This is a genomic window from Humibacter soli (assembly GCF_054779035.1).
Genome location: NZ_BAAGYX010000002.1, coordinates 358,052 through 380,070 on the forward strand (window position 1 = coordinate 358,052; position 22,019 = coordinate 380,070).

Annotated in this window: 22 protein-coding genes; 12 read left to right on the top strand and 10 right to left on the bottom strand. The window is 67.9% G+C overall.

Features of this window, described 5'->3' with window-relative positions; genetic code table 11:
* The first annotated feature begins 110 nt into the window (after nt 1–110).
* On the top strand, nt 111–545 hold the full coding sequence (locus tag ACYVDN_RS14755; protein ID WP_460572937.1) for a VOC family protein: 435 nt from the start codon (nt 111–113) through the stop codon (nt 543–545).
* A gap of 14 nt (nt 546–559) precedes the next feature.
* Nucleotides 560–1,201 carry a winged helix-turn-helix transcriptional regulator gene (locus tag ACYVDN_RS14760; RefSeq protein WP_460572938.1) on the top strand — a complete coding sequence of 214 codons (642 nt, stop codon included), beginning with the start codon at nt 560–562 and terminating at the stop codon, nt 1,199–1,201.
* Nucleotides 1,202–1,351: 150 nt separating this feature from the next.
* Here ACYVDN_RS14760 and ACYVDN_RS14765 read toward each other — a convergent pair whose 3' ends face one another.
* Nucleotides 1,352–2,419 (bottom strand): Gfo/Idh/MocA family oxidoreductase, encoded by a 1,068-nt coding sequence (locus tag ACYVDN_RS14765; protein WP_460572939.1) that lies wholly within the window; start codon nt 2,417–2,419, stop codon nt 1,352–1,354.
* A gap of 82 nt (nt 2,420–2,501) precedes the next feature.
* Between ACYVDN_RS14765 and ACYVDN_RS14770 the strand changes: the two genes are divergently transcribed.
* Both ACYVDN_RS14770 and ACYVDN_RS14775 read left to right on the top strand, forming a co-directional pair.
* Nucleotides 2,502–5,360 (top strand): COG1361 family protein, encoded by a 2,859-nt coding sequence (locus ACYVDN_RS14770; protein ID WP_460572940.1) that lies wholly within the window; start codon nt 2,502–2,504, stop codon nt 5,358–5,360.
* A 125-nt stretch (nt 5,361–5,485) separates the two neighbouring features.
* On the top strand, nt 5,486–5,884 hold the full coding sequence (locus tag ACYVDN_RS14775; RefSeq protein ID WP_460572941.1) for an SRPBCC family protein: 399 nt from the start codon (nt 5,486–5,488) through the stop codon (nt 5,882–5,884).
* A 6-nt stretch (nt 5,885–5,890) separates the two neighbouring features.
* Here the strand turns inward: ACYVDN_RS14775 and ACYVDN_RS14780 are convergent, their stop codons facing one another.
* The 3 genes from ACYVDN_RS14780 to map form a co-directional block, all read right to left on the bottom strand.
* Nucleotides 5,891–7,087 (bottom strand): MFS transporter, encoded by a 1,197-nt coding sequence (locus tag ACYVDN_RS14780; RefSeq protein ID WP_460572942.1) that lies wholly within the window; start codon nt 7,085–7,087, stop codon nt 5,891–5,893.
* A 30-nt stretch (nt 7,088–7,117) separates the two neighbouring features.
* Nucleotides 7,118–7,468: a ubiquitin carboxyl-terminal hydrolase family protein gene (locus tag ACYVDN_RS14785; protein WP_460572943.1), complete on the bottom strand. Its 351-nt coding sequence runs from the start codon at nt 7,466–7,468 to the stop codon at nt 7,118–7,120.
* A gap of 122 nt (nt 7,469–7,590) precedes the next feature.
* Nucleotides 7,591–8,355, bottom strand: a complete 765-nt coding sequence (map, locus tag ACYVDN_RS14790; RefSeq protein WP_460572944.1) for a type I methionyl aminopeptidase — start codon at nt 8,353–8,355, stop codon at nt 7,591–7,593.
* Nucleotides 8,356–8,389: 34 nt separating this feature from the next.
* Here map and ACYVDN_RS14795 point away from each other — a divergent pair, with 34 nt between their 5' ends.
* Nucleotides 8,390–8,668, top strand: a complete 279-nt coding sequence (locus ACYVDN_RS14795) for a helix-turn-helix transcriptional regulator (RefSeq protein ID WP_460572945.1) — start codon at nt 8,390–8,392, stop codon at nt 8,666–8,668.
* A 47-nt stretch (nt 8,669–8,715) separates the two neighbouring features.
* Here the strand turns inward: ACYVDN_RS14795 and ACYVDN_RS14800 are convergent, their stop codons facing one another.
* A complete protein-coding gene (locus tag ACYVDN_RS14800) occupies nt 8,716–10,104 on the bottom strand; it encodes a MinD/ParA family ATP-binding protein (RefSeq protein WP_460572946.1) in 1,389 nt (462 codons plus the stop codon).
* 180 nt (nt 10,105–10,284) lie between these two features.
* On the opposite strand from ACYVDN_RS14800, the gene ACYVDN_RS14805 reads away from it, so the two are divergent.
* A complete protein-coding gene (locus ACYVDN_RS14805) occupies nt 10,285–10,734 on the top strand; it encodes a hypothetical protein (RefSeq protein WP_460572947.1) in 450 nt (149 codons plus the stop codon).
* Nucleotides 10,735–10,751: 17 nt separating this feature from the next.
* Here the strand turns inward: ACYVDN_RS14805 and ACYVDN_RS14810 are convergent, their stop codons facing one another.
* Nucleotides 10,752–11,087 carry a nuclear transport factor 2 family protein gene (locus tag ACYVDN_RS14810; protein ID WP_460572948.1) on the bottom strand — a complete coding sequence of 112 codons (336 nt, stop codon included), beginning with the start codon at nt 11,085–11,087 and terminating at the stop codon, nt 10,752–10,754.
* Between the two features lie 86 nt (nt 11,088–11,173).
* Between ACYVDN_RS14810 and ACYVDN_RS14815 the strand changes: the two genes are divergently transcribed.
* Together ACYVDN_RS14815 and ACYVDN_RS14820 are read left to right on the top strand one after the other, a co-directional pair.
* Nucleotides 11,174–12,601 carry an LCP family protein gene (locus ACYVDN_RS14815; protein ID WP_460572949.1) on the top strand — a complete coding sequence of 476 codons (1,428 nt, stop codon included), beginning with the start codon at nt 11,174–11,176 and terminating at the stop codon, nt 12,599–12,601.
* 59 nt (nt 12,602–12,660) lie between these two features.
* Nucleotides 12,661–13,299 carry an FMN-dependent NADH-azoreductase gene (locus tag ACYVDN_RS14820; RefSeq protein WP_460572950.1) on the top strand — a complete coding sequence of 213 codons (639 nt, stop codon included), beginning with the start codon at nt 12,661–12,663 and terminating at the stop codon, nt 13,297–13,299.
* Between the two features lie 80 nt (nt 13,300–13,379).
* Here the strand turns inward: ACYVDN_RS14820 and ACYVDN_RS14825 are convergent, their stop codons facing one another.
* Nucleotides 13,380–15,143: an MFS transporter gene (locus tag ACYVDN_RS14825; protein WP_460572951.1), complete on the bottom strand. Its 1,764-nt coding sequence runs from the start codon at nt 15,141–15,143 to the stop codon at nt 13,380–13,382.
* Nucleotides 15,144–15,377: 234 nt separating this feature from the next.
* Entirely contained in the window at nt 15,378–15,935 is a 558-nt protein-coding gene (locus ACYVDN_RS14830; protein ID WP_460572952.1) for a methylated-DNA--[protein]-cysteine S-methyltransferase, read from the bottom strand.
* 122 nt (nt 15,936–16,057) lie between these two features.
* Here ACYVDN_RS14830 and ACYVDN_RS14835 point away from each other — a divergent pair, with 122 nt between their 5' ends.
* The 3 genes from ACYVDN_RS14835 (at nt 16,058) to ACYVDN_RS14845 (ending at nt 19,243) form a co-directional block, all read left to right on the top strand.
* Complete coding sequence (locus ACYVDN_RS14835; protein WP_460572953.1) at nt 16,058–17,446, top strand: NAD(P)/FAD-dependent oxidoreductase; 1,389 nt, start codon at nt 16,058–16,060, stop codon at nt 17,444–17,446.
* Between the two features lie 249 nt (nt 17,447–17,695).
* Nucleotides 17,696–18,211 carry a DinB family protein gene (locus ACYVDN_RS14840; RefSeq protein WP_460572954.1) on the top strand — a complete coding sequence of 172 codons (516 nt, stop codon included), beginning with the start codon at nt 17,696–17,698 and terminating at the stop codon, nt 18,209–18,211.
* A gap of 33 nt (nt 18,212–18,244) precedes the next feature.
* Nucleotides 18,245–19,243 (top strand): serine hydrolase domain-containing protein, encoded by a 999-nt coding sequence (locus tag ACYVDN_RS14845; protein ID WP_460572955.1) that lies wholly within the window; start codon nt 18,245–18,247, stop codon nt 19,241–19,243.
* A gap of 157 nt (nt 19,244–19,400) precedes the next feature.
* On the opposite strand, the gene ACYVDN_RS14850 is transcribed toward ACYVDN_RS14845, so the two are convergent.
* Together ACYVDN_RS14850 and ACYVDN_RS14855 are read right to left on the bottom strand one after the other, a co-directional pair.
* Nucleotides 19,401–20,585, bottom strand: coding sequence for an acetyl-CoA C-acetyltransferase (locus ACYVDN_RS14850; RefSeq protein WP_460572956.1), 1,185 nt, complete (start codon nt 20,583–20,585; stop codon nt 19,401–19,403).
* A 106-nt stretch (nt 20,586–20,691) separates the two neighbouring features.
* Nucleotides 20,692–20,994, bottom strand: a complete 303-nt coding sequence (locus ACYVDN_RS14855) for a GNAT family N-acetyltransferase (protein WP_460572957.1) — start codon at nt 20,992–20,994, stop codon at nt 20,692–20,694.
* 106 nt (nt 20,995–21,100) lie between these two features.
* Between ACYVDN_RS14855 and ACYVDN_RS14860 the strand changes: the two genes are divergently transcribed.
* A complete protein-coding gene (locus tag ACYVDN_RS14860; protein ID WP_460572958.1) occupies nt 21,101–21,859 on the top strand; it encodes a dienelactone hydrolase family protein in 759 nt (252 codons plus the stop codon).
* The last annotated feature ends 160 nt before the right edge of the window (nt 21,860–22,019 follow it).

Consider the following 22,019-nt stretch of genomic DNA (forward strand, 5'->3'; position numbering starts at 1 on the left):
CTTCTATCTTCTTGACCCTTGACACTGCACTTGTTTTTTGCAAGTGTGGAGTTGTTCCACCACGAACCCACACACCGAACCCATGCCACACCAACCCACAGGGGGAGATCATGACCGCAATGTTCGTCAACGTGCCGGTGACCGATCTGGAGCGCGCCAAGGCGTTCTACTCGGCTGTCGGAGGCACCATCAACCCGCTCTTCACCGATCACAACGCCGCCTGTGTCGTGATCGAGGATGACCACAACTACTTCATGCTCGTGACGCGCGACTTCTTCCAGACCTTCACCGACCTGCCGATCGGCGACCCAAGGACGAGCCCGTCGGGGGCGACGGCGATCTTCCTGGACAGCCGCGACGAGGTCGACGCCACAGTGGCCAAGGGCCTCGCGGCGGGTGGCTCCGAGGCACGACCCGCCTCCGACTACGGTTTCATGTACCAGCGCCAGCTCACCGATCCCGACGGCAACATCGTCGAGTTCGGCTGGATGGACCCGGTCGCTGCCCAGCAGGGCCCCGAGGCGTACGCGAACCAGCAGGCCTAGGCGCGCGGCGTTCGATGGCTGCGCGCGAGTACGGACAGTACGACGGCATCACCCAAGCGCTGGAGCTCGTCGGCGAGCGCTGGGCGCTGCTCATTGTGCGCGACCTGCTCGTCGGGCCGCGCCGCTACGGAGAGCTCGCCGCGGGACTCCCGCGCATTCCGAGCAACATCCTTGCGGCGCGGCTCAAGGAGCTGCAGGCGGCCGGCGTCATCCGTCGGGCTCCGCGCTCCCGCATCATCATCTACGAGCTGACGCCGTACGGGCGCGAGCTGGAGCCGGTGGTGCTCGCGCTCGGCGCTTGGGGCTTCAAAGCGATGGGCGATCCGCGCGACGAGCAGATCATCACGCCGGACTCGATGACCATGTCGCTGCGCACGGCCTTCCGTCCCCAGATCGCGGCGAGCCTGCCGGCGACGGCCTACGCTGCGCGTCTGGAGTCAGCAGAGCTGCTCATCCGAGTCGACGGCAGCGCTCTGGATGTCAGCCGCGGCGTCGGACCGGCCGACCTCGCCTTCTCCGCAGGGCCGGGCATCCATCGGCTCATCGCAGGCGACCTCGCCCCCGATCGCGCCATTGCGACCGGAGTCGTCGAGGTGCTCGACGGCCGTCGCGACCTGCTCGATCGATTCGCGAGCACCTTCCACCTGGCGGCGTGAGGCCGCTGGTCGAGTAGCGCGCTGGAGCTGAAAGCGAAGGCCCGGTGGGCCTTCGCCGCGACGCCAGCGCCGAGGCAGCTATGCTGCCGCGGACCTCGACGCGTATCGAGACCAACACCGGTCTCGATACGCGTGTCGCTGCGCAGCGCGCTACTCGACCAGCGGCGTCACGCGCACCGTCTCGCCGGTTTCGGCCGCGCGCGCGATCGCGAGTCCGAGCAGCTGGTCGTGCGCGGCGACGGCGAGGGGATAGGGCTCCTCGCCGTCGCCGGCGACCCATCGGCCCGTTGAGTCGAGCATCGCCGCCATGGCGAGCTCCTCATCCGACATCCTGGCTCCCGGGTACGGGTTGCGGTACAGCACCGACCCGTCGAGCGAGATGCTGTCGAGACCGGGCAGCTCGAAGTCGAGCTGCTGGCCGGGCTGACGGCGTTCGAGCCTCGAGGTCACCACGGTCGTCTCGTCGACCAGCCGCGTGACATCCTCGTCGATGATCTCGCCCCTGCTGCCGCGCACGACGACGTGAGTCCGTCGAAGCGGGTTGCGGGTCTGGCCATCGGTGAAGTCGTAGCGGCCGAGCGCGCCGCCGAAGTCCAGCGTCGCGATCGTCGTGACGGTGCGGTGCTCGACGGCGTCGCGAGTCCACCCCGCCCGGCTGAACGGTGCGACCAGCGGTGCGGTGTGCGCCTGCGCCCGCACTTCGACATCGCCCCGACCGACACCGAGCACGGCGCGAAGAATCGCGACCGCGTGATAGGTCTGCGTCATCGAGATCAACGCCGAGGTCGGTGTGCCGATGATGCCGTTCTCGATGGCCGCGATGCGGGCGGCAGTCGTCGGATGACGCGGATACTGCTCCGCCACCTGCACGAGACCGGATGACCCCACATCGCGCACGAGCGCACGCAGCGCTTCCACGTCGGTGGCGGGCGGGGTTTCCGCCAGGACGGGCACGCGGCGCTCGACGAGGGTGCGAAGCAGGTCAGGGGTCGAGCCTGGGCTGGCGGCCGTCAGCACGAAGGCGGGATCGGTGCGAAGGAGCTCGTCGAGCTCCGCCACGACCGGGATGTCGAGCGATGCGCGGTCCGCTTCGTCCAACGGGCGGTGGGGGAGGATCGCCGAGACCTCGAACACGTCGGGCAGCGCGGCCGCGATGGCCACGAAGGCCCGTGCGCGGAAGCCCGCCCCGATCACGGCGAAGCGGAGTGGATTCGTCATCGTGAATCATCCTGCCTGATGTTGCCCCCTTGCGGTGGCGAACTGAAGCGCCTACCCTCACAGGGTCGATCGGGGGAACGACATGCAACGCGTTGCGCGGTTGCGGACAGTGCTGCTCGCTAGCGCCACGACCGGACTGCTCTGTGGGGGAGTGCTTCTGACGGCAGGTCCGGCGGTCGCCGTTCCCGGTGACCCTGGTGTCCCACAAGCGCCCGCGTCTCTGGTGTACTACGAGAACTTCGAGAACATGGATGCCTCGGCATCCGCCATAAATCTGCCTGCCTACCAGGGTGGGTTGGCCGCCGCGAACCAGACCTATCTGGCCGACGCGAATTGGAGACCCGCGGCCGGTCAGTGCAATGGGTGGGTGCTCAGATCGAACACGCCTCGCAGCTCGGTAGCGAATCGGGATGCGGGCTGTGACGCGACGGCGTGGGCATATCTGCAGGGCATGGCGACCGCTATCGGGCTCTCACGCGGTGAGACCCTTGCGACGGCGCAGACGAATCAGATCCTCTCCGCTTACACCAACGGTGGCAGAAATCCGGGGCCGGGCGTTCAACTGCAGACAGCGCAGCCCCTCACCGGAACGATCGTTCCCGGGGACTTCTACCTGATCAGCGCCGTGTACGGAGCGGCGAACTGTGCGTATCAGCTGCCAACGGCGGGCAGGAGCGATCCGAATCTGAGCTTCAACCTCATCCTGAACCAGACCGGGAGCGGTCCGGCTCCGGGGACAGGCGGAGGCACTGTACAAACACTCTCCAGCGGGCTGAAGCCGTGCGACACCGGAGCCACGTATACGGTCGGAGGTCGGCTGTTCCATGTCGCCAAGCTGAATTCGGCCGGGTTCCGCATGCCGCCCGGAGTGACATCCCTCGGCATCCAGCTCTACAACGCCGCGGGCGGGTATCTCGGCAACGACAGCGGGTTCGACGACCCCGAGATCGTGGATGCGACCCCACAGCTCGATAAGTCGTTCAGTCCGACCACCGTCAAGCTCGGCGAGACCTCGACGCTCACCTTCACGATCACGAACACCGATGAGTTGTCGTCGAAGAACGGCTGGTCGTTCAGCGACAGCCTGCCGGCAGGGCTCACCGTCGTCGGGTCGCCGACCTCGGACTGCCCGGGATTCAGCCCGACCACGACGGATACGTCGATCGAGGCGGCAGGCGACCTCGCCACCGGGATGACCTCGTGCACCGTGAGCGTGCAGGTGACCCCCGACGCCACGGGCACCTACACGAACGCACCGGCGAACGTCACGGTCGACGGCCTGCTTCCGCCCGGATCGACGACGCTCGTGGTCACGCCCGGCGACGCGCCGGCCATCAACCTCGTGAAGTCGAACGATCAGACATCCCCATCCGACTACACGCTCGGCCACACCATCACGTACAGCTATGCCGTGACGAACACCGGCAACGTTCCGCTCACCGACGTCGCCGTCACCGAGTCTGCGGCCGACTTCACAGGGACCGGAACACTCCCTGCGCCCGATTGCCCGCGCACGACGCTCGATGTCGGCGCGACCATGACCTGCACCGCGACGTACGTGCTGACCCAGCCGGACATCGACGAGGGCAGCATCACCAACACGGCGACCGCTACGGGGACGCCGCCGTCGGGTCCGCCCATCGCCGATACCTCGACATCCGTCGTGTCAGGCTCGGCGGTGCCGAGCATCGACCTGGTGAAGACAGCGAATGCGTCGGGCATCGAGAACCCCACGGTGGTCGGCAACGTCATCTCGTACACCCTCACCACGAAGAACACGGGCAATGTCACGTTGACAGGGGTGACCATCGCCGATCCGCTGCTCGGCGGCTTGCTCACTTACACGTGGCCGGGTACCCCGGGAACCCTTGCGCCCGGCGAAACCGCGACCGCCACTGCGAGCTATCCGGTCACGCAGGATGACATCGATGCAGGCATCGTGAACAACACAGCGACGGCGTCGGGCACCTTCGAATCCGACACCGTGAGCAGCGACCCGCAGTCCACGTCGACGCCACTGAACCAGGGGCCGCACCTCACGCTCGCGAAGACGGGAACGCCCACGTTGAGCACGCCCGCGCGGCCCGGGGACACGATCGCGTATTCGTTCACCATCACCAACGACGGCAACCTCCCGCTTTCCGGAGTCTCGGTCACCGATCGACTGGCCGGGATGTCGGTGATCAGCTACACCTGGCCCGGCGCCGATGGAGAGCTTGCACCCGGTGAGCACGCCACCGCCACGGCTGGTTACTCGATCACCCAGGCCGACATCGATGCGGCGAGCGTCACCAATCTCGCCATCGCGAACGGGTCGACGGATGCCGGGGCGAACGTACCCTCCAATGAAGCGACGACCACCGATCCGATCCCGCAGGCGCCCGCACTGACCCTCGTGAAGCACGCGGATGCCAGCGGCGTGCACAACCCCGCGCGAGCCGGGGACCCCATCGTCTATACCGTCACCGTGACGAACACGGGCAACGTGACGCTGACCGCAGTGACGATCACCGACCGGCTCGCCGGCCTTCCCGCTTTCGCAATCACCTGGCCCGGCCCTGACGGTGTGCTCGCGCCTAACGGACAGGCGACGGGAACGGCGACTTACAACGTTACGGAATCCGATATCGCGGCGGGCCACGTGATGAACACGGCGCTGGCCTCGGGACAGGATCTGGAGCGCGCCACAGTGAATGCGGACCCCTCTTCGACCGATACCCCGCTCGTGGCTCCCACTCCGTCGCCTACCCCGACCCCGACGCCTCCGGCTCCGCCCGCACCCGGCCCGCCCGCTCCGCCCGCTGCAGGGGGTGGGAGCGGCTATGGGCTCGCCGGCACCGGGTCGAGCGTCCCGATGGGAGCCGTCGCCTTCGCGATCGCGGCGCTGGCGACCGGGGCCGCGCTGCTCATCCTGAGGCGTCGACGCGCTGCCAGGCGGTGAGAGTCCACGGTACAAGAGACGCCGCGGCGGTGTAGTGATCTTGCTACACGATGCACCGTGCGACTGGCTCGGGGTCACGGTAAGAATCGGTCCTGCCTGTCGGTGGTCGCGGGTACCGTGACCGCATGACCTGGCCGGCGCTGCACATCTCCCAACCGATCGAGAGCCACCCTGCAGAGGTGGCCGCGTTCGCGGGCAATCCGGAGAACCTTCCTCGGTGGGCGGCGGGGCTGAGTGCGGGCATCCGCCGCGAGGGCGATCGCTGGGTGACGGATTCCCCGATGGGTCTCGTCGAGGTGGCGTTCGTCGGGCCCGTCGAGCTCGGCGTGCTCGATCACGACGTCACGATGCCCGACGGGTCGGTGGTCCACAATCCGCTCCGCGTGCTGCGCAACGATCAGGGCAGCGAAGTCGTCTTCACGCTGTACCGGTTGCCGGGGGTCTCCGACGACGACTTCGCGCGTGATGCCGAACTCGTGGCCGCGGACCTCGTCAGACTCCGGGACGTCATGGAAGGGAGGTGACGAGGACTACTTCTGTGCGGACTCGGCGGGGGCCTCGGGTGCGGGCATCCTGTTCTGGGCACGTCGGGAGATGCGTCGGGCGACCTCGGCGATGATCAGCGCGACGACCGTCAGCACGGCGCAGACGGCGAAGATGCCCTGGTACCCGAACGCCGTCGCCGATCCGAACGCGATGATCGGGCCGGAGACGATCGCACCGATGCGGCGCGTGTTGGTGTACAGACCCGAGGCGAGTCCGGGGCGCGGGATGATCTGTTGGAACGTCGTGAGCCCGACGCCCGCGACCACGGCGAAGAACCAGGCGTTGAGCACCTGCAGCGCGACCAGGGTGATCGGATCGGCGACGAACGTCATGCCGACGTAATAGGCGATGCCGGCGAGGCATCCGCTCACGATCAGCACGTGACCCGAGAACCGCCTGCTCAGCCGACCGATGGTGAGGAGCGCCGGAATCTCCAGCAGCGCGGCCACGCCGAGGGCGATTCCGGACCAGATCAGAGGCAATCCCAGCCGATCGGTGACGAACAGGCTCATGATCGAGACCGCCGCGCTGTTCGTCGCCTGCAGCGCGATGAAGGCGACCACGATGGCGGCCACCGCCGCGCGCGGCACCGGCTGGTCATCCTCGGAATGTGCGGGCTTCGGATTCGACGCCGGGTCTTTGGTGCGCTGAAGCGCGATCGTGATCAGCGCTGTCGCGATGTTGAGCACCGCGACCACCGCAAGCGCGATGAGGATGGACCGGTTGCCGAACGCCCCCATGATCGCCGTGGCGAGTGGCGGTCCGGCGACCCACGCGAACGACACGACAGCGCGGGTGTTCACCACGTCGGAGGGCTTGGCTCCCGATGCCTTCAGGTGGGCGAACAGCAGAGATGACCCGACGCCGGCCGGCCCGCCCAGCACCACGAGGGCCACGACCGCGAGCGGCAACGACGTCGTGATCGCCAGCACCCCGGCGAGTACCAGCGTGAGAACGCCGCAGAGCAGCATGGGGCGCAGGTAGTCGCCGCGCCGGTCCGCGTACCCGGGGATGAGCAGGGACGCCACGAACCCGCTCGCGTTGTAGATCGCGAGCGCCCATCCGACCTGGGCTGCCGTGGCGTCGAACAGCGACACCAGCAGCAGCGCGAGCACCGGGTTCAGGAAGGCGAACTGCAGCCCCCAGAACAGCGCGGAGCTCGGAACGAGCAGCCGCCTCATGCGAACGTGCGCTTCGGAACGGCCCTGGCGCTACGCATGCAGCAGGCTCTGCCAGTCGGCGGGCACGCGTCCCTCGGGCCCCGGCGCGGGCTGGTCGAGTGGATGGCTCGTCGGATCAGCGAGGATCGGTCCGCTGAGCGCTTCTTCGGTCTCGAAGTCCCAGAACCAGTCCTCACCCGGCTCGTAGCTCTGCATGTAGCGGTGCCCGGTCTCCCGATAGTGCGCGGTCGCCTGCTGACTCGGCGACGAGTCGCAGCACCCGATGTGGCCGCACTCGGCGCACCTGCGCAGGTGGAACCACCAGCCGTCGACCGTGCCGCACTCGACGCATCCCGTGCCGCTGGGGCGGGCCGTCGTGTCGATCCCGTCTGCTTCGCTCATCCCTTCAGGATGCCACCGCTCACGCCTTCCGCGTTGCGCGCGCCCTCGCGGTCGGCGCCGGCTGGGCCTCGCGCTGTGATGACAGGTCCGCCAAAGGCGTCGCGTGGTGAGCGCACAGGGCGTCAGGCGGTGAGGATGACCGGGCCGTCGTCCGTGATCGCGACGGTGTGCTCGCTGTGGGCAGTGCGGGCTCCGGTCGCGCTGCGCAGGGTCCATCCGTCGGCATCCGTCACCAGCACGTCGGTGTCAGCCATCACCCAGGGCTCGATCGCGAGCAGCAGTCCTGGGCGCAGACGGTAGCCACGTCCTGCCCGTCCCGAATTCGGGATGTGCGGATCCTGATGCATCGTCGATCCGACGCCGTGGCCGCCGAACTCGTTGTTCACGAGATAGCCGGCGTCGGTGAGCACCGAGCCGATGGCGTGCGAGATGTCCCCGATCTTCGCGCCGGGAACTGCTGCCGCGATGCCCGCCGCGCGCGCCCTTTCGGTCGCGTCGATCATGCGGAGGTCATGGTCTGAGGCGCCGTCACCGACGATGAAGCTCACCGCGGCATCCGCGACCAGGCCGTTCAACGACGCGGCGAAGTCGAGCGAGAGCAGGTCTCCGTCGCGCAGCGCGTAGTCGTGCGGCAGCCCGTGCAGCACGGCGTCATTGACGGATGTGCAGATGACGTGACCGAACGGGCCGCGACCGAACGAAGGGGCGTAGTCGACGTAGCACGACACCGCGCCCGCCTCGGCGATCAGCTGCGCGGCCCACTGATCGATCTCGAGCAGATTCGTTCCGGGGACGGTTCTTTCCTTCAGGCGGCGCAGCACATCGGCGATGAATCGTCCGCTGTCGTGTGCGCGTTCCAGCTCTGCGGGGCTCAGTATCTCGATCACACCGGTAATACTATCCCGGTATTATCATTGGGCCATGGTCAGATTGCCGCTCTCGCCCTCCGAGCTCGAACGAGGTCGCCGTCTCGGTTCTCTGCTGCGCGGGGCGCGCGGAGAGCGATCGATGCTCGATGTCGCTGCGACAGCCGGCATCTCGCCCGAGACGCTGCGCAAGATCGAGACCGGTCGCGTCGCGACACCGTCGTTCTCCACGATTGCGGCGATCGCTTCTGTGCTCGGACTGTCGCTGGACGACGTGTGGTCATCCATCGCCGATCACGCCGAGACGGATCCGCCCGCATCGTTAGCGTCCTAAGTCTTGTCGCCTATCCCGCTGGTCGACCAGCGGAAGGCGCGCGGCTACTACAGGCGGTCGGCGATCGTCGCCGCGACCGTCAGCCAGGCGTCCCTGGTGTCTTCGGAGAGCGCGTCGAACTCGATCGGTCCGCCATCCACGAGCGCGTTGTCGTAGGGAACCTGCACGATCGACGCGGTGAGCTGGGAGAAGTGGTCGACAAGGCGCTGCCTCAGCCGAGTGTCCGGCTTGGCGGAAGGCGAGGCGAGGATGGTCACGGCCTGGTCGACCTTGTCTCCGAAGCCCTTCTCACGGAGTCCGTCGAGCAGCCAGGCGGCGCTTGCCGCGGTGTCCTCCCTGATCGTGGAGACGATCACGAGCTGATCGGCGGCGGCGACCGCGGCATCCCAGTTCGAGGCGCGCATGTTGTTGCCGGTGTCGATGATGATGAGCCGGTAGTACTGGGCGAGCAGGTGGTGAAGCCGGTCGAACGCCTGGGCATCGATCATCGACGAGGCGGCGGCATCCTCGTCCGAAGCGAGCACGTCGAAGCGCGCCTCCACTTGCGTGCGAACGTAGGCGTCGAGGCTGGAGAGGCTGGCGTTCGTGTTCGCGAAGTTGTCGAGTCCCTCGAGAAGATCCACCGCGGTGCGGTGGTGCGGCGTGTTCTGCGCACGCCATCCCAGGGTGCCTCGTGTCTCGTTGTTGTCCCACGCCAGTGTCGATCCTCCGCGCAGGGTGCCGAAGGTCGCGGCGAGCAGGAGCGTGGTCGTCGTCTTGTGCGCGCCGCCCTTCGGATTGAGCACCACGATCGTGCGAGATCCCTCGAACCGACGTTGCACCCGCTGCGTGCGCTCGCTGCGGAACTTCTCGGCGCGGCTGGGTGCAGGAGAGATGACGCCGCCGGTGGCGCGCCGCACCGCTCCCTGCCATCCCGTCGTCGCGCGATTGCCGCGGGGACGAGCACGGGAACCCAGCAGGTCGTCCACAGTGGGACGGCCGACTGAAGTACTCACATCTCGGCGGTCGGATGCCCCGACCGGCGGCGGGAACGACGGAGAATCGACCGGTGGGAACGCAGGAGAATCGAGCCGAGATGGTGAGGCCGCCACCGGCGACGCGAACGTCGGCGCCTCAGCCGGCGATCCGAACGTCGGCGCCTGCACCGGTGACGCATATGCCGAAACGGGCTCCGCCGTGGCCGCCGGCTCGCTCACGGATCCATCCGGATGCACCGCAAGAGGCCACTGCTGCCCGCCCTCGAAGATGGTGGCCTCGATCGGCTGGCCGTACGACGCGGCGCGCAACCGAACGGATTCGACCACGCGGTCGCGCAGCGCCTCGCTCGAGGCGGCCATGACCTGCTCGGTGCTCCCGTCGAACTCCACTTCCGCCGCTGTCTCCGACTTGAGCACGATTCGAGCGTGCGGCAGCTGAGTTGCTGAAGAATCCAACATTCCTCTACGTCCTTTCCGGCACGTGCGTGACACGAATATCTGCGCACGCTGAACGCCGTCCCCCACCTTGCAGCGTACTTGCACTGAGCGTTGCGTGGTCATCGAACCGTGCCTGCCCGGCAGGTGGGAAACCTCCGCGAGTCGCCACCGGATCGCGCAAACCCGACCTACCGTGACCCCATGAGCGACGAATTCGACGCAACGCCCGAGCAGCTCCTCGCTGCGCTGGATGCCAGCGAGCTCGTCGAACGCGTGTCGGTGCTCACCGACAGACAACGCGGCGACCTGCTGGAACGCATGGCGCTTCTCGTCGGGGCCAACCACGCGGTGACCGTTGAGGAGTTCAGGAGCGAGTTGGGCGACATCCTCGATTCAGGCCCGACATTCCATGCCGTTCTGCACGGCGGACGGTTCGACGGCCAGGTGATGGAGCTCGACCCCGAGGAGTTCGACGCGAGCGTGATCTGCGCCGCGGTGGAGGGAGAGGATGCCGCGGTACCGACGTCCGAGGAGTTCAACTGCGTGTACCAGCTCAGCGAGGGCTCGCCGGCGCCGGGCTCCACCGTGCACTACCGGTTCGACGGACTCATCGACGCTCACAGCCCATCGCTGGAGCAGCCGGGCAGCTGACGATACGGGTCGCGGCGTCAGCCGGTGATCTTCATCAACGCGACGTGGTCGCCGTCGACCGTGAAGGTGAACGTGCTGGGGCCGTTGAACCCGTCGCCGCCCACCTGAGCGTCCACGGCGATCGAGTTGCCGTGCACCCGGAAGCGCAGGTCGGTGAGCGTGACGTTCACCCCGATGAACTCCGAGTCGCTCCAGCCGCGGATGGCGTCGGGGCCGGTGAAGACCCGTCCCCAGTCATCCACGGCGCCGCGCTGGCCGAAGCAGGCAACGAAGGCGCCGATGTCGTGGGCGTTCGCCGCATCGACGGCCGCTCGTACGACCGCGGGAACGTCGTGCGAGGTGGTGTTCGGCATCGCTGCTCCCCGTTGGTTGCTGGGTGTTGCCTCGTGGTCGGGCGCTCGGCCTGAGAATAGCCGAACGTAGACATTAGGGTAGTCCGATGGAATCCTCCCCGAACGCGAGTCGAGCGAACCCACCCGACCCTCGGGGATCCGGTTCGCAGACTCCGAACGAGCCCGCTGCGTCGACCGCGGAGCTCGCAGCGGCGGCCGTTTCGGAGCCGGTAAGGGTTCGGCCGCGCACCCGTGGTCAGGAGCGGCAGGCGATCGCCCGTCACGGTCGGTTGAAGCGACATCCGTGGGGCACGTTCGGAAAGGTCGTGGCATCCGTCGCCGCGGTCGCCGTGGTCAGTGTGCTCGGAATCGGCGCGGTTGCGGCGGTGAACCTGGTGAGCGACGCGAAGCCGACTGTTCAGTTGGTGGGACAGGACGGCTCGACATCCGCACCCATTCCCGACATCGGGGCGATCAACGGTGGCGTCAACATCCTCATCGCGGCTTCCGACACCCGCACGGGACAGGGCGACGCGTGGGGCACCACGGACGACAGTTCCGGCGCCGGCCTCAACGACGTCACGATGCTGGTGCATCTCTCGCAGAACCACAAGAACGCGGTCGTCGTGAGCTTTCCGCGCGACATGATGACGGCCATCCCGGAGTGCCCTGACGGCAACGGCGGATGGAACAGTGCGATGTCATTCCAGCCCATCAACACCACGCTCTCCGACGGCGGCCTCGCCTGCACGGTGCTCACGGTGGAGCAGATCACGGGGCTCAAGATCCCGTTCGCGGCGCTCGTCGACTTCAACGGCGTCGTCGCGATGTCGAACGCAGTGGGCGGCGTGCCGGTGTGCATCGCCGACGGCGGCATCCACGATGTGCACACGGACCTCGACCTGCCAGAGGGCAACGTCACGCTGCAGGGCAAGGAAGCCGCGGAGTTCCTCCGTACCCGCTACGGCGTCGGCGACGGGTCGGACCTCGGCCGCATCAGCAACACCCAGGTGTTCCTGTCGTCGCTCGTGCGCACCGTGCTCACGCCGAAGACGCTGACCAACCCTGTGAAGGTGTGGAGCCTGGCGAAGGCGACGCTGGCCAACGTGCAGCCGTCCGACACGCTCACCCTGACAACGCTGTACCAGATGGCGATGGCGGCCAAGGACCTCACCTACGACAACATCGTGTTCGTGCAGTATCCCGTGGGCGACGATGCCGACTATCCCGGCAAGGTCGTTGCGGATCAGGAATCGGCCGACGCCCTGATGAGCGCGGTGAAGGATGACCAACCGATCCAGCTCTCGGGAGGCACGGGCGTCGGTGCGGTCGCCGCGACCGATGCGCCCACCCCGCCTCCCGCAGCGGACTCGAACGCCTCGACCGGATCGAGTGGTTCCGGAAGCTCTGGTGGTTCGGGCGACACGGGCTCGACGACGGCTCCTTCGTCATCCGCCGCTTCAACGAGCGTGCTCCCAGACGACGTCAAGGGCCAGACGGCCGCGACGCAGACCTGCTCGAAGGGTAATAACTGACCTGCGGCCAGCGCGAAGGGAACGCCCGGCGACGGCATCCCGTGCCGTAGCGTGGGGTGATGCCCGTCCTGCTGCAGCTCGACTCCTCGATCGATCCGACGACCTCCGTCTCGCGTGCCCTCACGGCGCGATTCGCCGACGGATGGCGCGCGAGAGGTTCCGACCACGTCGTCGTGGTGCGCGACCTCGCCGCGAACCCCGTTCCGCATCTCCCTCACGACTCGTTGCACTGGCCGGCCAGGCTCCGTGCGGCGGGCGCACCCTCGTTCCCTGAGGCCGAGGCGCTGCAGGATGAGCTGTTCGACGAGCTCTTCGCTGCGGATGCCGTAGTCGTCGGTGCCCCGATGTACAACTACTCCATCCCGTCGACGTTGAAGACGTGGCTCGACTACATCCACATCCCGGGTCGCAGCACACCCTTCGACACCGACACCCAGCCGATGAAGGGGCGTCGCGCGGTGATCGTCTCGTCGCGCGGCGCCACCTACGACCAGGGCTCCGCAACGGCCGACTGGGATCACACGGTGCCGCCGATCGAGATCATCCTGGGTACCGCGCTCGGCATGGAGCTCGACGTCGTGACGGTCAGCCGCACCCTGTCGAGGACGGTGCCCACGATGGCCGGCGAACGCGACCGCTTCGACGCCGAGCTCTCGGCCGCCGAGCAGAGGCTCGACGAGCTCGCCGCGTCGATCTGAGGCGTACTGCGCGTCCCGCAGCGGCTCCCTGGTGGAGACGCGCGCGTTCGGCGTGCTCCCCAAGCCGCGGGCGGAGGCGCCTACACGTCGCTGAGCTCGATGGCCTGCGTCGTCGGGCCCTCGTAGTCGCCTTCCTTCGAGCCTGCAGTGCCTGCGGTGCCCGTCTTTGACGGCTCCTCGACGTACACGTACTTGCCGCCCATGAGGAGTGACGCGACAGCGCCGACGACCGAGAGGATGGCGGCGGTCACGAACACGATCACGAGGCCGGCGTGGAACGGGCCGGAGATCAGTGCGGGGAAGAAGTCCTTGCCGGTCAGGGCAGCCGTCTGCGAGGCGGAGAGCGTGTCGAGCGCACCCGTCGGCTTCAGAAGCGACGCGATGGGGTTGTAGCCCAGGAACGCCGCGAAAAGACTGCCGACCGGTGGGGCCCCGGCGATCTGTCCGGCGACCGCGTTGCTGACTCCGTGTGCGGTGAGTCCGTCGCGCATGGTCTGGGGAAGCGTGCTGGCCAGGCCGGCGATCATCAGCGAGAAGAAGACGCCGATGGAGAGCGAGTTGCCCGCGTTCTGGAATGTGCCGGTCATCCCGGATGCCGCACCTCGTTGATTCGCCGGCACGGAGTTCATGATCGCGGTGCGGTTGGGGGCCGCGAACATGCCCGACCCGACGCCGTTCAGGAACGTGACGACGGCGAAGATCCAGTAGTCGAAGTTCACCGGGATGAACAGCAGGCCGATGAACGTGACGGCTACCAGCATCAGGCCGACGAACGACAGCATGCGTGCGCCGATGCGGTCGGAGATGATGCCGGCGAGCGGACCCGATGCGAGGAATCCGATCGTCAGCGGCAGCATGTAGATTCCCGCCCAGAACGGCGTCGACTCGAAGGAGTAGCCGTGCAGCGGCAGCCAGATGCCCTGCAGCCAGATGATCAGCATGAACTGCAGGCCGCCTCGACCGATGGAGGCGAGCAGGCCGGCGAGGTTGCCCCACGCGAAGGCGCGGATCTTGAACAGTCGCACGTTGAACAGTGGGTCGCGCACCTTGAGCTCGACGAACACGAAGATGACGAGCACGACGATGCCGCCGCCGATCGCCGCGATCACCCAAGGGTTCTGCCACCCCGTCGAACTGTCGCCGTAGGGCTGGATGCCGTAGGTGACACCGGTCAGCACGGAGATGAGTCCCACAGCGAAGAGCACGTTGCCCCACCAGTCGATGCGGCCCTTGTTGGTAGCGCCCACCTCGTGCAGTGAGCGATACGACCAGATCGTGCCGATGATGCCGACCGGAATGCTGACCGCGAAGACCGCGTGCCAGTCGACGGAGGCGAGCACGCCGCCCAGGATGAGGCCGATGAAGGTTCCCGCGATGGCCGCGATCTGGTTGATGCCGATCGCCATTCCGCGTTTCTCGGCAGGAAAGGCATCGGTCAGGATCGCCGTGGAGTTGGCGAAGATCATCGAGCCGCCGACAGCCTGGATGAGTCGCCAGACCACAAGCCACATCGCGCCTGCGCCCGAGGTGAACGGATCGAACACCAACGCGATCGCGGCGAGTGTGAACACGACGAAGCCGATGTTGTAGATGCGCACCCGGCCGTACATGTCGCCCAGGCGGCCGAAGGTCATCACCAGCACGGCGGTGACCAGGATGTACCCCATCAGAATCCACAGCAGGTAGCTGACGTTGCCCGGCTCGAGCGGGTTCAGACGGATGCCCGTGAAGATGGCGGGCAGCGAGATCAGCACGATCGAACCGTTGATCGTCGCCATCAGCATGCCGAGCGTGGTGTTGCTCAGCACCACCCAGCGGTAGTGGGGGTGGTCTTTGTGGAACATCCCCGATCGTTCCCGTTGTGCTCCGCCGCTGCTCACTGTTCCGTCTCCCCTCGACCGCGCTCCGTGTCGGGGTACGCCCCGAACGAGCACGTAGATGCTAGCGGCATGGCGCGAACATTGTTCGTCGGTCGAACTGAAAGCGAAGACTCGATGGGCCTTCGCCGCGACGCCATCGCCGAGGCGGTTCAGATGCCTCGGTATGCGGCTGTGCTGCCGGGGTGTGGGGGCTCGAACTCAGAACAGCGGCGGAGGGGAATCCGGTAGTGCGCCCTCGAGGCCGAGCAGAAACTCCTTGCGCTTGAGGCCGCCGGCGTATCCGGTCAAACTCCCGGTCGCGCCCACTACGCGATGGCAGGCGACCACGATCGACAACGGGTTGTGCCCGACCGCTTGGCCCACCATGCGGGCCAGCGACCGGTCGCCGAGCTGCTCGGCGATGTCGCCATAGGTGACCGTCGTGCCGTAGGGAATCTCGCGCAACACAGCCCAGACGCGCTGCTCGAAGTCGCTTCCCTCCGCATGGGTCGCGAAGTCCAGCGAGGTGCGCGTGCCCTTCAGGTAATCGTTCAGCTGCCGCACCGCCTCGGAGATCGCCGGGTCCGATGCCGCGTCGACCTCGTCGCCGAACGTCGTGCGGTCCGGCTTGGTCCAATGGCCCGGGTAGTAGATGCCCGTGACCGCGTCGCCGTCGGCGACGATGGTGAGCTCGCCGATCTCCTCGGCGATCTGGGGTGCAGTGATGGTGGCGTGTCGGATGCCCATGGTCGACTCCTCGTTCCTGTGCTCTTTCATTGTGTAGACGTTCCGCACAGCCCGAACGTGAGATCGTCTGAAACACGGGCATCCACGGGCAAGGCGTTCGGACTTGATGCCACCCCGCCTGCGCCGCCGAAGGCCGTCGCTAGTCTGCGAGGATGCCGCACGCATCCGTCTCGTTCTGGTATTCGCAGGTGCCTGCGCCCGAGCAGCGTCCGTCGTTGAAGGGCGACATCCGAGCGGATGTCTGCATCGTCGGCGCCGGATTCACCGGCCTCTGGACCGCGTACTACCTCAAGAAGACGCAGCCTTCGCTGCGGGTGGTCGTGCTGGAGCAGCGGTACGCCGGGTTCGGGGCATCCGGTCGCAACGGTGGATGGCTGACCAATTCCGTCACAGGAGGTCGGGAGCAGTACATCGCGACGCACGGCCGCGAGGGTGCTCAGGCGATGCAGTCCGCGATGACCGCGTCGGTGCACGAGGTGATGCGGGTCGCCGACGCGGAGGGCATCGATGCGGACATCGTGCTCGGCGGGGAGCTGAACGTGGCACGCAACGCCGCACAGCTCGGGCGGCTGCAGGAGTGGGCAGAGGGGGAGGCCGGGTGGGCGGATGTCGACGCGGAACTGCTCGATCAGGCACAGGCATCCGCTCGCATCGCCGTGTCGAACACACTCGGCGGCCTGTGGCAGCCGCACTGCGCGCGCATTCAGCCGGCGAAGCTCGTGCGCGGGCTCGCCACCGTGGTCGAGGGGCTCGGCGTCGAGCTGTACGAGGGCACGACGGTCACCGCGATCGAGGCGCGCGGCGCAGGTCGGTCGGCGCGGGCCGTCACGGGTCGGGGCGCGGTGGAGGCCGATGTGGTCGTTCGTGCGACAGAGGGATTCACGGCACGGATGCCGGGCGCGCACCGCGCCTGGGTGCCGCTGAACTCGTCCCTGATCGTCACCGAGCCGCTGTCCGAGGCGCAGTGGGATGCCATCGGCTGGGCGAACCGCGACACCCTTGGCGACCTCGCCCACGTCTACATGTACGCGCAGCGCACCGCGGATGACCGCATCGCGTTCGGCGGACGCGGAGTGCCGTATCACTGGGCCTCCCGCTTCGACCCGGACGGCACGACGCCGGAGGTCACGGTGCGGTCGTTGCGCGAGCTGCTGGTGCGGTTCTTCCCCGTGCTCGGCGACGTGCGGGTCGAGCGATCGTGGTCGGGCGTGCTCGGGGTGCCGCGGGACTGGTCGGCGACGGTGGGGCTCGACCGGACATCCGGTCTGGGCTGGGCAGGCGGATACGTCGGCACAGGCGTCACGGCCACCAACCTCGCCGGTCGCACGCTCGCCGACCTCATCGTGGAGCGCGACACCGCGCTCACCGCGCTGCCCTGGGTCGGTCATCGGGTGCGCAACTGGGAGATCGAGCCGCTGCGCTTCATCGCGGTGAACGGGCTCTACAAGGCATACGGCATGGCCGACCGCGCCGAGGACCGCGGCCGCACCTCGACGTCGTTCATCGCGCGAGTCGCCGACAGGGTCTCCGGCCACAAGTAGGGAATCCCGTGGGTTGAGGAGCACCGCGAAGCGGAGCGTCTCGAAACCCGCCCGCGTCCCGCTCGCATTCCGCCGGCGCCGCATTCCGAGAGACTGCATCCCCGCGCCGAACCCGCGGGCGATACCCGCCGCGATGGGGTGGGCGTGCAGTCTCGCGGAGGAGAGGAGCCGGGCGGGGGTGCGGCTGGTCGGAGGTCGGGGTGCGGTGCCCCACTGGGCGCTGGGCGGGGTGCGGTCTACCCTGCAGGTATGAGCGACCGGGTGCACAAGCCGGGGCGTGAGCTCGCCGACGAGAAAGGCATCCTCGTCGGATTCCTCGCGTACGACCGCGGTGTGGTGGAGCGCAAGCTGCGCGGGCTTTCCGAACAGGATGCCCGGGAATCCGTCATCCCATCCGGATGGTCGATGCTCGAACTCGCCTGGCACCTCTCCTCGATGGAGCGGCGCTGGCTGCAGTGGGGGTTCCTCGGTGCGCAGCTCGACGACCCGTACCGCGACGCCGACGACGGCGGGTCATGGCACGTGGATGCCTCGGCCACCGTCGACACCGTGCTCGCGGCCTTGCAGGCGGCCGGTGACGTCACCGAGCGCATCGTCGGCGAGCATGACCTCGATGAGCGCTCCCTTCGTGGTGGCCGGTTCACCGCCGAGGACCCTGCGCCGACGCTCCGCTGGATTCTGACCTATGTGCTTCAGGAGTATTCCAGGCACCTCGGACACCTCGACATCGCGCGCGAGCTCACCGACGGGGAGACCGGCGAATAGTTCGACGGCGAGACCGGGGCATAGTGTGCCGGTGTGGGATTCGAAGCAGCACTCGACGTCGTGACCGAATGGGTGGATGCCGGCCGCATCCCCGGAGCCGTGCTGGGTGTCGCCGAGCCGGGCGACGACTCGCCGAAGTTCAGCGCGGTCGGGCTGGCGCAACTCGAGCCCGTCGAGCGCCCGATGATGATCGACACCTGGTTCGACCTCGCGTCGCTGACGAAGGTGATCTTCACGACGCCGCGCATTCTGGATGCCGCGAGCTCGGGCATCCTCGACCTCGACGCTCCGATCACCTCGGTGCTCCCCGAGCTACGGCAGTTCGACCAGAGCGCATGGCAGCGCACGATCACGCTGCGCGACTGCCTGACGCACGGCAGCGGACTGCCCGCGACGTGGCCGATCTACACGTACGGCACCGACCCCGATCAGTTGCGTGCGTTCGTCATCCAGCGGGACTGGCCCCACGGCGAGCCGGTGTACTCCGACCTGAACTTCATGCTGCTGGGCTTCGTGCTCGAGCGGTTGTCGGGCGCGCACATCCGCGAGCTGGATGCCGGCGACGGCTTCGCATGGGGCGCCGACCCCGATCAGGCGGCAGCCACCGAGTACTGCCCATGGCGCAGGCGGATGCTCGTGGGTGAGGTGCACGACGAGAATGCCGCCGCGCTCCAGGGCGCCGGTCACGCCGGGCTGTTCGGTACTGCGGAGTCCGTTCTCGGTTACGCCCGTGGGCTGCTCGACGGGACCGCTGCCTCGGCGGAGTCGATCACCTTGATGCGCACGGCGGTGGATGACCACCGCACGTACGGCTGGGAACATCGCTTCGACGGCTGGCCGGGCGGGGACGCCTGCAGCCAGGACACCATCGGCCACACCGGCTTCACCGGAACCGGCGTGTGGATCGACTTCGCCGCCGGTCGCGCGTGGACGCTGCTCACCAACCGGGTGCACCCGTCCCGCTGGTCGGACAGCCGCGTGCCGGAGCTGCGCCGCCTGGTCGGCGACGCCCTCGCCACCTCCACTGGTTGAGGGCCGCCCCGAACCCCCGCCCGCCGCCGCGAAAACAGCGGATGTCACCGAAAACAGCAGGGAAGCTGCTGTTTTCGGCGCGAGAGCGCGATCCCTGCTGTTCTCCCGACGGGCGCAGAGCGCGCGCGGGTCAACGCCGGCGTACTGGGAGTGAGTGCTACAGCGCCTCGAGCACGATCGCGGCTCCCTGGCCGCCGCCGCCGCAGAGGCCGGCAGCGCCGAGGGCGCCAGGGCCGACATCCTGCAGCCGTCGCGCCAGCGTGCCGACGATGCGCGCGCCCGACGCTCCGAGCGGATGCCCCAGCGCGATCGCCCCACCGTGCGCGTTCACGATCGCGGGCTCGACACCCAGCTCGCGTGTCGACTGCACCGCAACGGCGGCGAACGCCTCGTTGATCTCGACGGCTGCGAGAGCGGATGCCTCCACCTCAGCCTTGCGCAGGGCAGCAGCGATCGCATGGGAAGGCTGGGAGTGCAGCGATGTGTCGGGACCGGCGACGAACGACTGCGACACGATGCGCGCGAGCGGTGCGACCGTCAGCTCGACGTCGTCCCCGACGATCACGAGGGCCGCGGCGCCGTCGGTGATCTGCGACGAGTTGCCTGCCGTGATCGTGCCGTCGCTGGCGAACGCCGGGCGCAGGGCGGAGAGCGACTCAGCCGTCGTGTCGGCGCGCACCCCGTCATCCACCGAGTAGGTCGTCGAACCCTTGCGGCCTGGCACTTCGAACGGCTCGATCTCGCCCGCGAGGAAGTCGACGGACGACGCCACCCGCTGGTGCGAGGTGGCTGCGTAGGCATCCTGTTCCTCGCGAGTGATACCGAGCACGCCATTGTATTTCTCGGTCGACGCGCCCATCGAGATGTGCTCGAACGAGTCGGAGAGTCCATCGCGCTCGAGCGTGTCGACGAGCTCGATCGCGCCGTACTTCGCGCCCGCGCGCGAGCCCGCCCAGGCGTGCGGCGCCAGCGACATCGACTCCTGGCCGACGACGACCACGATGTCGGCATCGCCGTCCTCGATCAGCTTCGCGGCCGCGCCGATCGCGAGCGTTCCCGACAGGCAGACGGCGTTGAGCGTGATGGCCGGAACGGTCAGCGGGATGCCGGCCCCCACCGCCGACTGCCGCGCGGGGTTCTGCCCTGCAGCGGCCTGGACCACCTGCGCGCCCTGAACGATGTCGACGCGGTCGGGGGAGATGCCGGATCGCGCGAGGGCGGCGCGCGTGGCGTGGGCGCCGAGTTCGACGGCCGGAACCGAAGCGAACCCTCCGTTGAACCTCAGGAAAGGGGTGCGCGCGTAACTCGCGATGAGCGCGCGGCGACCGGAAGAGTTCGGCATGGTGTACTCCTTTGTCGTGCCGCTACGAGGATAACCGCGTGGGCTCGACTGGGACGCCCGATGCCTCGACCCAAGCCCACCCGATGACTCGACCGACCCGACTTCCTCAGCGGTTGGATGTCTCGCGCGGCTTCAGCAGGTTAGCCCGCTCCGGGTGCGAGTCGAACCACTGCGCCACGTACCAGCACATCGGCACGACGTGGTAGCCGGTGTTCTTCTCGACGTCGTCCACCGCGAACTCGACGAGCTTGCCCGCCAGGCCGTGACCGCGCAGGTTCGGATTCGTGAACGTGCGGGTCATCGACAGGGCGTCGCCCAGCACCGTGTAGTCCACGACGCTGGCGATCTGTCCGCCCGTCCGCAGGACGTAGCGGTGGGCATCCGGTTCGTGAGCGAATTCCTCGGACATGTTTTCAGCGTAGGCGCGATGCCCGAGCCTGGCCCGGAGTCGGTCCGGCAGGCGGGGCGCTCGGCGTAACGTGAGCACCGACCGACCCAGCCCCGAAGGAGCACCGATGACCGACCTCTCCGCCGCCCACCAGGAGCTCCTCGCTCAGATCCCCGTTCCGCACGGCGCGAAGATCGAGGCATCCCCGATCACGTATGGACACGACGGCATCGAACTCGAGGGATACGTTGCGCACGATGCGGCGGCGAACGAGCCGAGGCCGGGCATCCTTGTCGTGCCCGACTGGCTGGGTGTCGGACCGAACGCGGAGATGCGTGCCCAGATGCTTGCTCGGTTGGGCTATGTCGCGTTCGCGGCGGATATGTACGGCGCGGATGTGCGGCCGACCGGCGACAGCGCGCGAGAGGTGGTCGGACAGTTCTACGCCGACCTCGACCTGATGCGTGCCCGCGTGCAGGCGGCGTACGACACGTTGGTCGAGCTTCCGCAAGTCGACGAGAACCGCATCATCGTCATCGGGTACTGCTTCGGCGGCACGGCGGCACTGGAATTCGCACGCACGGGAGCGGATGTCAAGGGAGTCGTCTCCTTCCACGGAGGCCTCATCACGCATGACCCGAGCGACGCAGCCGCCATCAAGGCCAAGCTGCTCATCCTGACCGGCGGCTCGGATCCGTCGGTGCCCGACGAGAGCATCCACGCGTTCCAGGACGAGCTTCGCGCGGTGCCCGAACTCGACTGGCAGACGGTGATCTACAGCGGGGCCCCGCACGCGTTCACGGTGCCGGGCGAGCGCTTCCGCCCGCTTGCGGATGCCCGCAGCTGGCGCGCCCAGCTGGACTTCTTCGACGAGGTGCTCGCGTAGGGGCTGACGCCCGTCGGCTGCCCCTCGCGGACGTTGGGCGGCGATCCCCTCGCGAGACTGCACGCCCACGTCAAGGCTGAGGGGAGAGCCCACCGACTTGGTGCGGGGATGCAGTCTCGGGGACCCGGGATGCAGACTCGCGGGAACGGACGGAAGGAGT

Excerpts from the sequence above, each read along its gene's own strand:
- ACYVDN_RS14755 (WP_460572937.1), top strand. The coding sequence starts at position 111 with ATGACCGCAATGTTCGTCAACGTGCCGGTGACCGATCTGGAGCGCGCC.
- ACYVDN_RS14760 (WP_460572938.1), top strand. The coding sequence starts at position 560 with ATGGCTGCGCGCGAGTACGGACAGTACGACGGCATCACCCAAGCGCTG.
- ACYVDN_RS14765 (WP_460572939.1), bottom strand. The coding sequence starts at position 2,419 with ATGACGAATCCACTCCGCTTCGCCGTGATCGGGGCGGGCTTCCGCGCA.
- ACYVDN_RS14770 (WP_460572940.1), top strand. The coding sequence starts at position 2,502 with ATGCAACGCGTTGCGCGGTTGCGGACAGTGCTGCTCGCTAGCGCCACG.
- ACYVDN_RS14775 (WP_460572941.1), top strand. The coding sequence starts at position 5,486 with ATGACCTGGCCGGCGCTGCACATCTCCCAACCGATCGAGAGCCACCCT.
- ACYVDN_RS14780 (WP_460572942.1), bottom strand. The coding sequence starts at position 7,087 with ATGAGGCGGCTGCTCGTTCCGAGCTCCGCGCTGTTCTGGGGGCTGCAG.
- ACYVDN_RS14785 (WP_460572943.1), bottom strand. The coding sequence starts at position 7,468 with ATGAGCGAAGCAGACGGGATCGACACGACGGCCCGCCCCAGCGGCACG.
- ACYVDN_RS14795 (WP_460572945.1), top strand. The coding sequence starts at position 8,390 with ATGGTCAGATTGCCGCTCTCGCCCTCCGAGCTCGAACGAGGTCGCCGT.
- ACYVDN_RS14800 (WP_460572946.1), bottom strand. The coding sequence starts at position 10,104 with ATGTTGGATTCTTCAGCAACTCAGCTGCCGCACGCTCGAATCGTGCTC.
- ACYVDN_RS14805 (WP_460572947.1), top strand. The coding sequence starts at position 10,285 with ATGAGCGACGAATTCGACGCAACGCCCGAGCAGCTCCTCGCTGCGCTG.
- ACYVDN_RS14810 (WP_460572948.1), bottom strand. The coding sequence starts at position 11,087 with ATGCCGAACACCACCTCGCACGACGTTCCCGCGGTCGTACGAGCGGCC.
- ACYVDN_RS14815 (WP_460572949.1), top strand. The coding sequence starts at position 11,174 with ATGGAATCCTCCCCGAACGCGAGTCGAGCGAACCCACCCGACCCTCGG.
- ACYVDN_RS14820 (WP_460572950.1), top strand. The coding sequence starts at position 12,661 with ATGCCCGTCCTGCTGCAGCTCGACTCCTCGATCGATCCGACGACCTCC.
- ACYVDN_RS14825 (WP_460572951.1), bottom strand. The coding sequence starts at position 15,143 with ATGTTCCACAAAGACCACCCCCACTACCGCTGGGTGGTGCTGAGCAAC.
- ACYVDN_RS14830 (WP_460572952.1), bottom strand. The coding sequence starts at position 15,935 with ATGAAAGAGCACAGGAACGAGGAGTCGACCATGGGCATCCGACACGCC.
- ACYVDN_RS14835 (WP_460572953.1), top strand. The coding sequence starts at position 16,058 with ATGCCGCACGCATCCGTCTCGTTCTGGTATTCGCAGGTGCCTGCGCCC.
- ACYVDN_RS14840 (WP_460572954.1), top strand. The coding sequence starts at position 17,696 with ATGAGCGACCGGGTGCACAAGCCGGGGCGTGAGCTCGCCGACGAGAAA.
- ACYVDN_RS14850 (WP_460572956.1), bottom strand. The coding sequence starts at position 20,585 with ATGCCGAACTCTTCCGGTCGCCGCGCGCTCATCGCGAGTTACGCGCGC.
- ACYVDN_RS14855 (WP_460572957.1), bottom strand. The coding sequence starts at position 20,994 with ATGTCCGAGGAATTCGCTCACGAACCGGATGCCCACCGCTACGTCCTG.
- ACYVDN_RS14860 (WP_460572958.1), top strand. The coding sequence starts at position 21,101 with ATGACCGACCTCTCCGCCGCCCACCAGGAGCTCCTCGCTCAGATCCCC.